The following is a 13,614-nucleotide window of genomic DNA, read 5'->3' on the forward strand; positions in this document are numbered from 1 at the left end:
TTGTCTTTTTTAGTTTAATTTTTGGAGTTGTCCCGGGGTCGGCGGGGGGGGGCGGGGGGGGGGGGTGGTGTTTGCTCCCCGCCCACCGCGCCCCCCCACCACCTTTCCCGTCAGAGGCCGAAATCGAATTCGCCGGCCCGCACACCTGACATGAACGCTCGCCATTCAGATTTCGTGAACCACAGTGTCGGGCTGTGCCGATCCTTGGAATCACGCAATGCGATCCGGCCTTCGTGGTACGCGACCTCGACGCAATCGCCGCCACCGTAACTGAAACTGCTCTTGGCGAACCTCGGGCCGCGATGCTCCCCGCGAATCATATTGCGGTTCATGGCATTCATTCCTTCCCCCGGAGGGCCACTCCCCATGGCCCTTCGTCCGAATCACTTACGACAAACACAGTGCTATCCGAACCACCGGCCGCGCAACCGAATTCGTCCCCGCCCGCGCCCCGGCACATCGAAATGCTCATGAACGCAACTCTACGGCGACCCACCGACAAACCACCGTGGCGCACGGATCGCAGGTACGAGATGCCTCTGCTGCAGGCGGGCCGCTCCGTGGCTACCAGCCGCCAGTTCAGGCTGATATCAGCGGAAGGCCGCAGGTCACGACCGCGTAGGTTCGAACCCACTCACCGAGACCCAACGCAGAACCGGCACCCGGCCACACCCGGATACCGCATCGACAAGACCCCCACCCTGGTAACAGCGCAGACCGACGCCGGCAAACAGCAGGCACGATCGGCCCCGTGCCACCAACCACCGGTCGGATACCCTCAGCGAGTCGATCCCGCGCGGACCCGACGGTCGGTCAGCGGTGCCAGCGGCCCTTCCGCCCGCTGCCGACAACCCAGCACCCGTCCGAGTTGCCCTCGGAGCGTTGACCTTCCGACCGAACCACGTGCCCGATTCCAACTGCGCAGCATGCGGCGGAATGGGGAGTTTCGTCGATTGAGGAACAGTTCGAACGCCGCAAAGATCAAGTGTGAGCAGGAGATCGACTGCCTCGCGGGTTCTACCCGTCGCCGGCCGACCCGGTCGGGACAGTGCAGCCGCCCTGCTGGCGGGTGCCCCAACTGTACGGCGGTTCCAGGTTCCGCCCGGCCTTCCGATGGGCGGGGACGGCCCGGACGCTGCGGAGACGGCGTCCGGGCCGTAGGGCCCTGGCACTGCATGCGCTGCCCAGCGCTACCGCTGGGCACCGGAGGTCCTACGGAGAGTCACCGGGGTGACGGGAGTCTGAGGTCCGCCACCGGTGACCCGAGGGGTGTGTATTTCCTGCGCGGTGCCGCGCGCGGTGCGCCGCACAGTGCCCGGGCGTTCCCGGCAGCACCGAAGTACGGCCGGTGCCAACGAGTTTCACGTATCCGATCCGGCCGTGCATTTCGGAAACCCTGGTAGGCACGGGAGGTCGCCAGTCTGGCACAACCGGTCGGCCTGCAATGCTGCGGCGCGCATCGCCCCGCAATTGGAGGGTCTAGACGACCTTCGCGGCGATGAGCAGATTCCAGATTTCTGCTTGGTCGACGACCGCGACACCGAGTTTCTCCGCCTTGGCCAGCTTGGCCTCACCGACTCCCCCACCGGTGATGAGCATGTCGGTGTTGGCCGAGACCGACGACGCGGCTGTCGCGCCGGCTTTCTCGCACAGGCGCTGGAATGTCGGGCGCGCGACTTTCTCTCCGGAGCGCGGGTCGCTGATGGCGCCGGTGATCACGACCGTTTTGCCTTCCAAGGGCGCGCCTGCCGCGACGACGGGGGGAAGGTCTTCCTCCCGAACGTCCAGGCTGACACCGGCTTCTCGGAGCCGCGCCAGTTCCGGGCGCAGGCGGGTGAGGTGCGCGGCCAGGGAGGCAGCGACTTTCGGGCCGATGTCCTCGACCGCCACCAGGCGTTCCTCGCCTGCGTCGGCGACCTCTTCCAGGGAGCCGAACCCGGCTCGGGCCAGGCGCGCGGCGGTGCCGTCGGAGGCCATGGGGATGGCCAGGCCGATCAGTGCGCGGCGCAGGCCAACCTGGCGGCTGGCGTCGATCGAGTCGATCATGCGCTGCGCCGAGATCTCGCCGACGCGGTCGAATTCGAGCAGGCGTTCCTTGGTCAGCGTGTAGAAGTCCGACGGGCGCTCCAGGATTCCGGCCTCGGCGAGACGTTCGATCCACACCTGCCCGATGGCGTCGATGTCGGCCGCCGCGCGCGACGCCCAGTGGATGAGCCTGCGCACCGCCTGCGCGGGACAGGAAACGTTGGTGCAAAACAGTTCTCGGCTATTGCCCTGCTCGGTCACCGGCTGCCCGCAGGACGGGCACACGGTGGGCGGCACGATCTCGCGCTCGGCGCCCGTGCGCTGGGAGGCGTCGAGTACGCCCGCCACGAACGGGATCACGTCGCCCGCGCGGCGCACCAGCACTGTGTCACCGATCTTGATGTCGCGGGCGCGGATCACCTCCTGGTTGGCCAGCGTGGCCTTGGTGACCGTGGTGCCGCCCACGAACACCGGCTCGAGCCAGGCGACCGGGACGATCTTGCCCGTCTTGCCGACGTCCCAGACCACGTCGTCGAGCACCGTGGTCTTCTCCTCGGCGGCGAACTTGAACGCCAGCGCGCCACGCGGGGAGTTCGACCGAGTCCCCGCCGCCGCGTAGGCGCCGCGGTCGGCCAGCCGCAGCACCGCGCCGTCGAGGTCGTAGTCCAGCTCGTTGCGGCTCTGCTCGATCGCGGTGATCGCTGTCTGCGCCTGTTCGGCATCGGCGCAGTGCCGCATCTGCGCGCCCGCGATGCCCAGCGCCCGCAACCCCTCCTCCAGATCGACCGCGGCGCTGTCGGGCGAGGTGTCCAAGTCGAAGCCGAAGAACTGCAGGCGCCGCTCGGCGACCGTGGCCGGGTCCTTCGCCCGCAGCGTGCCCGCAGCGGCGTTGCGCGGATTGATCAGCGGCTTGTCCGGATGCGCGGTGTTGTAGGCGGCGAAGGTCGACCGCAGCATCACCGCCTCGCCCCGCACCTCCACCCGCCCCGGGACGTCGATGCGCTCGGGAACACCATCGACCAGCGCACGGACCAGCACGGTCACATCGTCACCGGTGGTGCCGTCACCCCGGGTCACCGCACGCACCAGCCGCCCGTCCTCGAAGACAATGGCCAGTGACAACCCGTCGAGCTTGGGCATCACCACGACCGGCTGCCCGGGAAAGCGGGCGAAGAACGCCGCGACCTGGTCGGGCTTGGTCGCCTTCTCGAGTGACAGCATTGGACGCGAGTGCCGGATCGGGGCGTGCAGCACCGCGGGCGCGCCGACCTGCTCCAGCGGATTCGGGTCGGGCGTGAGGTCGGGATGCGCCTCGATCAGGCCACGCAGCTCGTCCTCGACCGCGTCGTACTCGGCGTCCGCGACCAGCGGCGCACCCTGGTAGTAGGCGTCGCGCAGCGCGACGATCCGGTCCGCGAGTTCTTGGATACGTTCCCCAGTTTCCACGACCCCCGACGCTACCGACACTCACCGACACCAGAGACTCGCAGTAGGTCACCACCATCCGGACGGCCGTCGTGGCTGAGCACAATATCTGCCGCAGAGGTTGGTTTCATGGTGGCGATCTCGAAGACGAGCAGTACCGCGAAGGCCTCCCGGCTCAACTTGTCCAGCTCGCTGGAGTCCGAGGGCTCTCCGGTGGTGACCCGGTACGGGAAGCGGGGGTTGTCTGCGGCGCGTGAATTGGCGCACCGTTGACAGGGGTCGCACCCGAGTACCGAGGAGGCTGAAATGTGGTACTTGACGTTGCACCGATGGCTTGGCGATCGAGACACGGCGACCGACAGCAGCCTCGACGATCACCTGGCCTGGATACGCGAGCAGCAACTGGCCGGCAAGGTGTTGTTTTCCGGCCCGAGCCTCGACGGCGAACTCGGAATCATCGTCTTCGGGCATATGTCCAGGGCCGAGCTCGATGACCTGTGCCGCAAAGAACCGTTCGTCGCCCGTGGATATCGCGGCTTCGAAGTAATCCCGTGGGAAGTCCACCAGATTCTTGGGATCGGCGGATTCGACGTCAAGACGCTTACGGCGATGACCCGTTCCGAGCGAGCGTAGGGATAGACATCGAACGTCCTGCTCTAGAGCCGAATCATTCGTCCGAACGATTTCGTTGAGGAGTGAACCATGAGCGATTCTCCACGTCTGGCCGGCAAGCGCGCACTGGTTACTGGTGGCGGGCGCGGCATCGGGGCCGCGATCGCGCGCCGGCTGGCCGCCGATGGTGCCGCGGTCGCGGTCAACTACGTCTCGAACCGGTCGTCCGCAGACACGCTCGTCGCCGAGCTGACCGACAAGGGCTACCAGGCAGTGGGATTGCGCGCCGACGTCAGCGACCCCGACCAGACCCGGGCGCTGGTCGATCAGGTGGTCGCGGCGTTCGGCGGGCTGGACATCTTGGCCAGCAACGCGGGTATCGAGCATTTCGGAGCGCTGGAGTCGATCACTCCCGCAGACTTCGAACGAGTGTTTCGCACCAATGTGGCCGGCCAGCTGTTTGCCACTCAGGCGGCAGCCGCGGCGATGACCGCCGGGGGGCGCATCCTGCTCACCTCGTCGATCAGCGCGCGCATCGGTGTCTACCAGCACACCTTGTATGCGGCCAGCAAGGCGGCGGTCTCGGCGATGGTACTCAACCTGGCGCCCGAACTCGCCGAGCGCGGCATCTCGATCAACGCGATCGCCCCGGGTGGCACCGCCACCGACATGGCTGCCGAAGTGGCGAGCCGCTACATCCCGCCGGCGCTGCGCGACGCGCCCGCCGAGGCGGTCATCAAATCGATGACCGCGCTCGGCCGCCTAGCCGAACCCCATGAAATCGCCGCGGTCGCTGCGTTCCTACTCTCCCCCGACGCCTCCTACCTCACCGGCACCACAGTCGAGGCCGCCGGCGGCCAGCGATAATCGCGCTCTCCGAGAAGCCGCATTCGCAGCACCGCCGCTCGGTAGCTCGCTTCCGGCGCAACGTAAGCCGTTGCGCCGGAAGCACATTCACCCGACCCGTTGAACCGAGAACACTCAGCCGTTTCGAAGCCTTCTCGCTCAATCGCCAAGGCGTATCGGCCTTCTCGTCGTATCGAGCAGGTCCACCGCGGCCCTGGCGGGGGCAGCCGAATAGCCGCCTGCCGCAGCGCACTTGCTCGCGTAGGAGGTCAGGCCCTCGTTCGCGAATACACCATCTCCCGCGCACCTGGGCCGTCAGCCGCGTCAGACGTATCTACTGCGGCGCCAACGAAAGCATGAAAGACATCATCGCCCGCACCCCTGTGACAGGGCTGCACTCGCCTCGGCAGTTGTGGAAGGTCTGCACCGCACCAGGTTCCGGCTGCCGACGCCCCGCGTTGGCTGGTTCGGTCAGGGCGCCATGTGGCTAGGTAGTGCGCTTGTCGAACTGCCCGCGCGGGATCAATCGGTCGGTGCGAAGCGATAGACCCGTGATTCGCGCGGTTGGAATCCGAGCCGCTCATAGAGGCGGTTGGCGGCCGAGCGCGAAGCTCGCGAAGTCAGATCCAGCGTCCGTGCACCGGCGGCACCAGCCCGCGTCTTGGCCTCCTCGATCAAGGCCGCAGCGATGCCTTGACCGCGGGCCGAGTCATCGACCACCACATCTTCCACTCGCGCTCGGATGCCCGACGGGATCGGGAACATCACCAAACTCAACGTCCCGACAATCTGTCCATCGCTCCGTGCGACCAGGACAGTGGTCGACTCCGCAGAGGCCAACTGCGCCAGCGCTTCTCGACTCAATCGTTTCGCCGTCGCCGACAGTTGAGGCAGCAGTCGGTCGAAAGCCTCCACGATCTCGTCGTCGACCTCGGTCAGTGTTTCCACAGTGACAGCCACCACGGCACTGTACTGCGGGCCCACACCTTCCGTCCTCTTCGAGCCCAGCGAGCGACACTTGCTTCGCGCACTATGCAACACGAGCGGATGTTCGCGCCGATCGCCGCTGGATCCTCGATGACCCCCGGTGCCGCGACAATGCACTCGGCCGACCACAGGTAACCGAGCAGCAACTCGGCGTCACCCTCTGACAGCGTGTCCGGTGCGGCGTCGAACCTTGCCCGTCGTTGCCGCTGGCATCGTTGATTCGATAAGGCGGGATCAGTCACCGCGGTGACCGACGCGGGGTAACCGGTGCGTCAGGTGTCGGTACCGACACCATGGCACCAGCCCGACCGCCCGTCTCAGACCCGAGGATCAGATGCTCGATGTCATCGAGTGCATCGCGCACTCCGCGGGCGAAGACCTCCACGTCCGGGCAGCTGTCCTGGTCAGCGGCGGCAGTGAAGTTGAGCTGGCCGGCGTACGACAGGGCGGCGACGACAAGCGTCAGGTTGCCCATGGGCGGCAGCACGGGGAACACCTCCAGCAGCGGCGCGCCGGCGAGATACAGCCGCATCGGCGGACCCGGGACGTTGCTCACAACCAGGTTCACTGACCGCTGCCGCGGAAACAGCCGGTACCAGACGCGCTGGCCGGCAACGAATCTGAAGATTCCGCTGCCCGCCTCGGGGCGAGCCTTGTCCCTCCGTGCGCTTGTCTCTGCGGCGATCAACGTGAGCCTGCACGACGAGTCCGGCTCACCGACCGGCAGCGGGACCATCATCCATCCGGGCGTGTTGCCTTGCGCTTCCCCGGGCCGCGCATCGTGGTGCGAGATGGTCACCATCGCGCGCTGAACGAGCCCGTGGACATCCTCGCCGCGGCTCGCCAGCAGCTGGCGCAGGCCACCGGCAACCGCGGTCAGCACCACGTCGTTGACCGTGGCGTGATGTACATGGGCGACGAGTTTGATGGCGTCGAGGCGGCCGCGGACAATGGCCAGTCGGCGCTCGTGGCCTACGGGGTGGTTGAGACTCGTTCGTGGGGCGGGCTTTTCGGTAAGCACCTCCCGCCAGGCCGGCAACGCGCGGCGTGCAAGGCGCAGTGTTCTGCTCGGATGGACAAGGCCCGACCACCCAAGCCCCAGTTCGTGTCTGCGGCGTCGCAGGTTGTCGCGAAGCAGTTCACCGGTGGACGGGGTGGGTGTCGGCGTCCACGGCGGTGCACCCTCGACGGGCGCGTCGGCGGTCCGGTCGAGCAGCGCCCCGAATGCGGCCATCGCGGCCGGGCCATCGGCGAGGACGTGATGCAGCTTCAAGAACGCGCCGACCCGTTGGTCCGGCAGGCCGGGCAGCAGCCACAGCTCCCACAGCGGCCGGGCGGGATCGAACGGTCGCCCGGCCAGTTGCTGGCATATCTGGAGCAACTGGCCCTGGTCGCCGGGCGCGGCAAGCGCATGGACGTGGATGTGCTCAGCGAGGTCGAAGTAGGGCGCGTCGATCCACAGCGGCCAGCCCAGCCCGAGCCGAGGCCGGCACAGCAGCTGCCTGAAGCGAGGCACCAAGTGCATTCTCGGCTCGAGGTGTCGCCGGACCACGTCGAGCCGGACGCTGCCGTCCTCGTCGAGGAGGCTTGTGCCGTCGAGGATGGCGAGCCCGCCGATGTCGGTGGACCAGTCGTAGTCGTCCCAGAGCAGCAGGAACAGGTCCGAAGCGGTCACCCGTTCCAGCAGACGGGTCTCGGCCATGACCTCACGTCCCTTCCTCGTGGCCTGGACAGCCGCCGCGGTTCCGAGACCTTGGAGGAACGAGTCGGCATCATCCACCTCCGGCCACCGCCCGCATTTCCTACGCCGGCGCAGTGATGCCGGTCTCTGTCGAGTCGGGAGTCTCTCGTTCGACTTCGATCGAGTAGTCCGCGGCCAGCGCGGCGAGCGCTCCGATCGCGGCCACTGTGGGCGCGAGCAGGAAGCCGACCACACCAACCGTCACGGGTATCTCCATCACGGTCTTGCCGTCGGAGTCCTTGATGATGATCCGACGAACGTTGCCCTCATGGACCAATTCCTTGACCCGCTCGACAAGGTGGCCGCCCTTCACGTCGATCTTCTCTGTCGATGTCGCCGCTTGCTGCGTCATTCCGTTCACCGCCTCCGCTGCGCTGTCCGGCGGACCGCGGCCTCTCCGTTCCCGCGGCTCAGCCTCGATGTCCGGCTCATGACCGGACCCCCTCTTTTCTTCACATCGTCGTCTTCGGGACCGCCTCGCGGCAGGGCCGAAGGTCCACCCCTGACCGGGCCGAACCGCCTGACTGCCGGGGTCCGATTTGCGACCCGTTGATCGGTACCGCGCCGAACATCACCCTCTGGCGCCTCGGGCTGGCCGGTTCGGTCAGCGCGGCATCGGCTACTTACCGTGCGTGTCCGGCGCGGGCAGAGAATCGACGGCGGTTTCGCGAGGCGCCGAGAGCCAAAATGGGTGCGCAGCGGACACTCCATAATCGTGGGCTACGACCGCGACCGATAATGACGCCCACATCATCCTCGACCGCCGCAAACCAGATGACCGGAACAGTCGCCACTGCGTCGGGCTGCAGCTATCGAGAGGAGGATCGGCGTGGTCATCGGGCGCGGTGGGCGGCGTGCCTCGTGAGGAATTCCAGCTCTACTCGGAGCACGTCGGAGTGGTCGATCCCGCCGTCATAGACGTCGTAATGCCCGCCGCGGCTGCGGTAGAGCTCGCCTCGGGGCGCTCGTGCGGCGGCCTGGGTGGCGGGTCCGGTGGGGGCCATGGTGTCGGATTCGGCGACGACCATCAGTAGAGGGCATTGGATTCGGTGGGCCGTTCGGACAGGGCGATGGACAGCGATGTCGAGCAGTGATCGTGCGGTGATGCGGTTGGGCCAGGGCTCGCCGTCGGTTGGGGTGAGTCGATGTAGTCCAGTCAGTGAGTCGTTTGTCGCGATCACGCCGAGGCTGTCGGGTCCGACACTGAGCGGCAGGTATTTCGGCGGGTTGCCGACGACGCCCGAGAGCGCGTCTGCCACTGCGGTAGCGGTCAGGCGCAGTGCGCGCAGTGGAGCCACATTCCCCATCCCGGCCAGGCCGTCGACGAGGGGGCATTGTGCGATGGCTCCGGCCAGTGCCGGATCGGTGGCGGCGATATCGAGGATGTGCATGCCGGCGAAGGATGTTCCCCAGATGAACAGGCGAACGTTGTCGAGCGAGTCGTGGCGACGTGCCCAGGCCAGGGCGGTGCGGTAGTCCTCTCGCTGGCGGCGGATCGAGAGGAGCTCGCGCGGTGTGCCGCCGGATCGACCCCAGTGGCGGTAGTCGAATACGAGGGCGGCAAAGCCGTTGTCGGCGAAGAACTCCGCGAACGGGGCCAAGCCGGCGGCTTTGACTCCGCCGATGCCGTGGGCCATCACCACCGTCGGGTGCGGCGCCGGTGACGACGGGAGGTAGAGCCAGCAGTCCAGTTCGGTGCCTGCACCTGCCGGGATACGCACGTGCTCTCGGGTGGTGTCGGTCATCGCAGGTCCTTCGCGGTCGAGTCGAGGGTGATGGTGGCGCCCGCCGATCGGGCAAGATCGGCGCCGAACAATGCGCCAGGGGTGAACGCACCGGGGCGGGCATCGCCTTCGGCCAGGCGGGCCGCGACCAGGGCCGCGACGCGGCTGGTGAACGCATAACCCTCACCGGTCTGCAGCCACGCCCGGCGTGTTTCCCCGCCCTCCCATTCCGCGCACGCGTATGCCCACGACACTTCACCGAGCGTGGCCGGTGGTGTCAGTTGCCAGCGGTCGATGAGTCGGATCACGATGCGCCGCAAGGCTTCTACCCTCAGTATCGCGCCCACGATCGGTAGGGCGGCCCGGGCCACCCGGCCGGTGGGGACCTCACTGGAGGTCGCGATCACGTCACCGGCATTCGAGGCGCGGAGCGCGGCTTCCAGCTCGCCGGTGGGTACCGCCACCGTGGCACGCGTCGTGCCGTCGGGCCGCGGAATGCGTTGCAAGTGAGCGCCGAGCCGGGTCCGCACGAGGCGGCCGTCTCGGTAGACCAGCCCGCCGGTCGCCGCCGCATCCACCACGCTGGCCAGCACCGCCGGTCCCAGGCCGTCCACGACGGGCATCGCCGCCACCCGGACGCGGATCGGGGACGGGCGCCCCGCGCACAGCTCGTACACCAGCGCCTCGTTGGCCAGGGTGCCGAATCCTGCGCCGGTGACCAGTGTCGACCCCGCGGCCCGGGCCGCGGAATCCATCTCCAGCAACGACCGCACGGGCTGGAATTCGTTGGCCAGATCCACGTAGTGACTGCCCGCGGCCACACAAGCCTGCGCGGTCGGGACCGTCGTCGCACCGAACGGCCCAACCGTGTTGACGACGACATCCGGTCTGCCCGCAGCGATTTCGGCGAGCGGATCATCGGTGACCAGCGTCCGTAGCGGCACCCCGCCCGACGCCTCGATCGTCGCGGCGGCCTCGGCCAGCCGCTGAGCATTGCGGCCGACCAGCACGATCCGATGCCCGCCGCCGCGTAGTTCGGCACTGATATTTCGCCCGGCGCGGCCGGTCGCGCCGACGATCCAGATTTCACCCATGCACATACGCTACGTTCTGTAGCGTATGTCTGGCAAGAGTCAATCCGATACAATCCGTAGCGTATGTCTGACAAAGGTAAATCCGCCGGGATGGGCCGCCCCCGCAATGCGGCCCTGGACACCGCCATCGCCACCGCCGTCGAACAGCTGTTGCTGACAGACGGTTACAGTGCAGTCACCATCGACCGCGTCGCTACCGTGGCCGGTACCACTCGCACCGCGCTGTACCGCCGCTTCCCGGGCCGCGTCGCCCTGATCGCCAGCGCCCTGGCCGAGCATTTCGGCACCGATCCAGCGCCCGACACCGGCACCCTGCGCGGCGACCTGATCGAGCTGCAACGCCTACAGGTCGAGTTCTTCCGCACCCCGGTCGTCGCCGCAGGCATCGCCGGCCTGCTCGGCGACCTCAGCGGCGACCCGCAATGGAGTGCGTTGTTCCACGAAGCCTTCATGGCGCCACGCCGCCGATCGACCCAAGCAATGTTCCAACGCGCCGTCGACCGCGGCGAGATCCCGCCGTTCACTCATCCCACCGTCGTCTCCGACATCCTGACCGGCCCCCTGCTGCTGCACGCAATGCTCCCAGCCACCGGCCCCCTCGATGACACCCTCGTCGCCGCCACCGTCGACGCAGCCCTGCACCTCCTCAACGTCGGCATTCGCGACGCGTAACCCGCCACACCCCGGAGCGTTCGGTCCCCGGCAGCCCAATACGCGAGCCGACTCGCCGCTGCCTACGCCTGTCGAGCAACTGAGCCGCGCGTGGCCTTGTATGCGGCGCGACAGGTCGAGCCGAACCAAAGGGGAACCGGCAGAAGAATGCGTTCGGACCGGCTTGCACCAGCCGGTGAGGCAGGTTCATCAGTCATGGCAGATTTCGCTGATGCCAAAGGGTCTCGGCCTTGTCTGGCGACGAGGGTGCAGGCAAGCACCGAGAAGTTTCCTGGTCAGTACACGGTCATCGCTGTTTCACACCCGGCGTGACCGGGGCAGCCTCAGGCAGGGCTGAGTTCTTGCTGGAGGACGAGAGTGGGGCTCCAGGGTGGGGTGTCGAGGCCGGCCCGGTGGGCCAGGACGAGCATTCCGGGGAGGTCGGATTCCAGGGTGAGGGTGGATCCCAGACGTGCTGTCGCTGTGACGAATTCGGTGAGGGCTGTCATGGAGAGGGTGCCGTGCTCGGCGTGGTGGACGAAGCGGTCACAAAGCGCCAGGGCCTCGGGGAAGGACTCGGTGCGGACTTCCAGATCGGCTGCCATGTCGTGGACGAGGTCGGTGCGGGTGACAAAACGAGAGACGCCGCAGTCGAGGCCGTCGTCGGTGAGGTCGTCAGGGTAGGGGGCGCGATGCCAGGCCGCGTTGTCCCACCAGTAGACGCAGCCGAGCATGTCATCGATCTCCTCGAGGTCCGCCCGCGGCAGCCAGTCGGGCGCTCCGGCGAGCATGTCGATCGCCGGGTGCTCGGACTTGTAGTTGTACGAGCGGATATCGCTGGATTCGTCCTCACCGAACAGCACCGCTCGACCCTCACCCAGCCAGGCGAGCGTCCACCAGGTGCATCCGCAGTCGTCCCAGTGCAACCCGGTGTCGTTGAGCCAGATGCCCGTTCGATCCGACTGCCGCTCCGTCTCCCGGTCGTACCCGGCCACGGCGAGAGCTGCCCACCGAGCCCACAACGTCCAGGCGTCCGGCAGATCCGCTGGCCGGCCTGGACGATGAAGGTCCCCCATGGTCGCTGTCCTCTCTGACTGTCGGCACACATCGTCCGAGCCTACGGCGCAGTGTAATACGGTGAAGCTGCATCCACTGCGATCGGCGAAGCGATGTCAGATCAGCGCGATCAGCGGTGCAGGATAGGTCGTTCTCCTAGACAGGCGGATGGAGCTCGCCGTCAACCTAGTCCGTACCGGTTGGAGCGAAGCTATCGCACTTTTGGACATATCACCGCTCCGTCCGTGCATCGATCAGGGACGAATACGCTCAAAAGTCGTTGAGTCGGAGAACTTTCGCACGGTAGACGAGGGCATCCATCAGCCAATGGAGGCTGGGCTGCGGCTCGATCGCGGGGCTGTCACGCACCATCTTGATTGCCTGCATCCGGTTTCCATGCTGAAGCAAACGATCGAACTCGCCACGTACCCCAGCGGGCAGCGCTGGCCACTCGGCAGGTACCGCACATACGCTGCAGATTTCAGAGAACTTGGCCTTGAGAGACGTTTGCAGCACACCGCATTCCGGGCAAGGGGACATGACCGTATCGCTAGCGTCGGCACATACTGGGCGCGAATGAGTTTGCTGTGCCTGGGTCTGAAACCTAAGGCTCGCAAGGCTCTTCGTCATTGGTGAGCACTACCAGTGGCTGTACGGCGCTGAGCCCGTATATCTTTCAACACACGCGCTCGCCGCTCCAGACAGCACGATCAGCGGCATTTCACGAATTGCCCGTAAAGACGATTGGCGGTGGCGACCATTCGCGATCGGACCGAATGGGTCTGATGCTCGGGACGAGGCGGCTAGGGATGGGCTCGGCGGAAGCCTTGGTGTTCGGATCTTTCGATGACCAGGCCAGGGTTTCTGCTGTGCAGTTCCGCGGCAGTGTCGTCCAGCGATGTCGGGCGCAGCCAGCGCTCCGAGATGGTCAGTGGGTAGCCGACCGCGATCTTGCCTATCGGGCCGTAGATCCATCTGAGCCAACGCCTTTCGGTGATCTTCGGGCTGGGCTCGACCAGTTCGATGGCCAGATACCTACTGCCATGGGCGGTTATCAGATGGATACGCGATATCGCAGCCCACGGAATTCGGCCGAAGGGGCTGAACGTCACGCCCTGATCGTCGACTGTCACCTCGAGTGAGGGACGGACGATGTGGTCCAGTCCGACAAGAAGAGAAAGGATTCCCGCGACGATCGGCGCCACCACGGGGAACGTCAGCCGCGAGCCGGTGGTCGTGGTCGTCACGAGTAGCAACCAGCCGCCCGCGATCCCTAACGGGCCCAGCGACAACATCTCTACCCAACGGACCCACGAAGATCGAAAGATCGCCGGTGGTGCTGAGACTTCCCGAGGCTGGTCCACAATCGTGGACTGTAGCGGTCAGCATGATAGGGCCCTCCCGTAGATCTCTCTGCTGAACCATTGCCAAGCGCCCGATTTCGTCGTGGCGT

General features: G+C 66.7%; 13 protein-coding genes. 3 read left to right on the forward strand and 10 right to left on the reverse strand.

The annotated features are described in order from the left end of the window. Positions 1–110 precede the first annotated feature (110 nt). Positions 111–332, reverse strand: a complete 222-nt coding sequence (locus ACWEKS_RS41215; protein ID WP_354851270.1) for a DUF397 domain-containing protein — start codon at positions 330–332, stop codon at positions 111–113. A 1,147-nt stretch (positions 333–1,479) separates the two neighbouring features. Next, positions 1,480–3,471 carry an NAD-dependent DNA ligase LigA gene (gene ligA / locus ACWEKS_RS41220; RefSeq protein WP_452345148.1) on the reverse strand — a complete coding sequence of 664 codons (1,992 nt, stop codon included), beginning with the start codon at positions 3,469–3,471 and terminating at the stop codon, positions 1,480–1,482. Between the two features lie 285 nt (positions 3,472–3,756). Between ligA and ACWEKS_RS41225 the strand changes: the two genes are divergently transcribed. Next, the gene (locus tag ACWEKS_RS41225) at positions 3,757–4,083 is read left to right on the forward strand and encodes a YciI family protein (RefSeq protein ID WP_452345149.1); all 327 of its coding nucleotides are present in this window, start codon (positions 3,757–3,759) and stop codon (positions 4,081–4,083) included. A 69-nt stretch (positions 4,084–4,152) separates the two neighbouring features. Continuing rightward, positions 4,153–4,929 carry an SDR family oxidoreductase gene (locus ACWEKS_RS41230; protein ID WP_452345150.1) on the forward strand — a complete coding sequence of 259 codons (777 nt, stop codon included), beginning with the start codon at positions 4,153–4,155 and terminating at the stop codon, positions 4,927–4,929. A gap of 501 nt (positions 4,930–5,430) precedes the next feature. Here ACWEKS_RS41230 and ACWEKS_RS41235 read toward each other — a convergent pair. The 5 genes from ACWEKS_RS41235 to ACWEKS_RS41255 form a co-directional block, all read right to left on the reverse strand. Continuing rightward, positions 5,431–5,868: a GNAT family N-acetyltransferase gene (locus tag ACWEKS_RS41235; protein WP_452345151.1), complete on the reverse strand. Its 438-nt coding sequence runs from the start codon at positions 5,866–5,868 to the stop codon at positions 5,431–5,433. Between the two features lie 265 nt (positions 5,869–6,133). Beyond that, positions 6,134–7,597: a wax ester/triacylglycerol synthase family O-acyltransferase gene (locus tag ACWEKS_RS41240; RefSeq protein ID WP_452345152.1), complete on the reverse strand. Its 1,464-nt coding sequence runs from the start codon at positions 7,595–7,597 to the stop codon at positions 6,134–6,136. Positions 7,598–7,697: 100 nt separating this feature from the next. Next, positions 7,698–7,988, reverse strand: a complete 291-nt coding sequence (locus ACWEKS_RS41245) for a DUF4342 domain-containing protein (protein ID WP_452345153.1) — start codon at positions 7,986–7,988, stop codon at positions 7,698–7,700. Between the two features lie 481 nt (positions 7,989–8,469). Continuing rightward, a complete protein-coding gene (locus ACWEKS_RS41250) occupies positions 8,470–9,381 on the reverse strand; it encodes an alpha/beta hydrolase (protein ID WP_452345154.1) in 912 nt (303 codons plus the stop codon). Next, entirely contained in the window at positions 9,378–10,454 is a 1,077-nt protein-coding gene (locus ACWEKS_RS41255; RefSeq protein WP_452345155.1) for a saccharopine dehydrogenase NADP-binding domain-containing protein, read from the reverse strand. The genes ACWEKS_RS41250 and ACWEKS_RS41255 overlap by 4 nt, the downstream gene beginning before the upstream one ends. A 63-nt stretch (positions 10,455–10,517) precedes the next feature. On the opposite strand from ACWEKS_RS41255, the gene ACWEKS_RS41260 reads away from it, so the two are divergent. Continuing rightward, entirely contained in the window at positions 10,518–11,126 is a 609-nt protein-coding gene (locus ACWEKS_RS41260; protein ID WP_452345156.1) for a TetR/AcrR family transcriptional regulator, read from the forward strand. Between the two features lie 323 nt (positions 11,127–11,449). Here ACWEKS_RS41260 and ACWEKS_RS41265 read toward each other — a convergent pair whose 3' ends face one another. The 3 genes from ACWEKS_RS41265 to ACWEKS_RS41275 form a co-directional block, all read right to left on the reverse strand. After that, positions 11,450–12,181 carry a hypothetical protein gene (locus tag ACWEKS_RS41265; RefSeq protein ID WP_452345157.1) on the reverse strand — a complete coding sequence of 244 codons (732 nt, stop codon included), beginning with the start codon at positions 12,179–12,181 and terminating at the stop codon, positions 11,450–11,452. Positions 12,182–12,431: 250 nt separating this feature from the next. Further along, a complete protein-coding gene (locus tag ACWEKS_RS41270; protein ID WP_452345158.1) occupies positions 12,432–12,677 on the reverse strand; it encodes a hypothetical protein in 246 nt (81 codons plus the stop codon). A gap of 287 nt (positions 12,678–12,964) precedes the next feature. After that, positions 12,965–13,408 carry a hypothetical protein gene (locus tag ACWEKS_RS41275; protein ID WP_452345159.1) on the reverse strand — a complete coding sequence of 148 codons (444 nt, stop codon included), beginning with the start codon at positions 13,406–13,408 and terminating at the stop codon, positions 12,965–12,967. Positions 13,409–13,614: the final 206 nt, after the last annotated feature.

The organism is Nocardia sp. NPDC004711, from assembly GCF_053601595.1.

Coding starts and splice junctions, on each gene's coding strand:
- ACWEKS_RS41225 (WP_452345149.1), top strand. CDS start 3,757: ATGTGGTACTTGACGTTGCACCGATGGCTTGGCGATCGAGACACGGCG.
- ACWEKS_RS41255 (WP_452345155.1), bottom strand. CDS start 10,454: ATGGGTGAAATCTGGATCGTCGGCGCGACCGGCCGCGCCGGGCGAAAT.
- ACWEKS_RS41260 (WP_452345156.1), top strand. CDS start 10,518: ATGTCTGACAAAGGTAAATCCGCCGGGATGGGCCGCCCCCGCAATGCG.
- ACWEKS_RS41245 (WP_452345153.1), bottom strand. CDS start 7,988: ATGACGCAGCAAGCGGCGACATCGACAGAGAAGATCGACGTGAAGGGC.
- ACWEKS_RS41265 (WP_452345157.1), bottom strand. CDS start 12,181: ATGGGGGACCTTCATCGTCCAGGCCGGCCAGCGGATCTGCCGGACGCC.
- ACWEKS_RS41240 (WP_452345152.1), bottom strand. CDS start 7,597: ATGGCCGAGACCCGTCTGCTGGAACGGGTGACCGCTTCGGACCTGTTC.
- ACWEKS_RS41250 (WP_452345154.1), bottom strand. CDS start 9,381: ATGACCGACACCACCCGAGAGCACGTGCGTATCCCGGCAGGTGCAGGC.
- ACWEKS_RS41215 (WP_354851270.1), bottom strand. CDS start 332: ATGAACCGCAATATGATTCGCGGGGAGCATCGCGGCCCGAGGTTCGCC.
- ACWEKS_RS41230 (WP_452345150.1), top strand. CDS start 4,153: ATGAGCGATTCTCCACGTCTGGCCGGCAAGCGCGCACTGGTTACTGGT.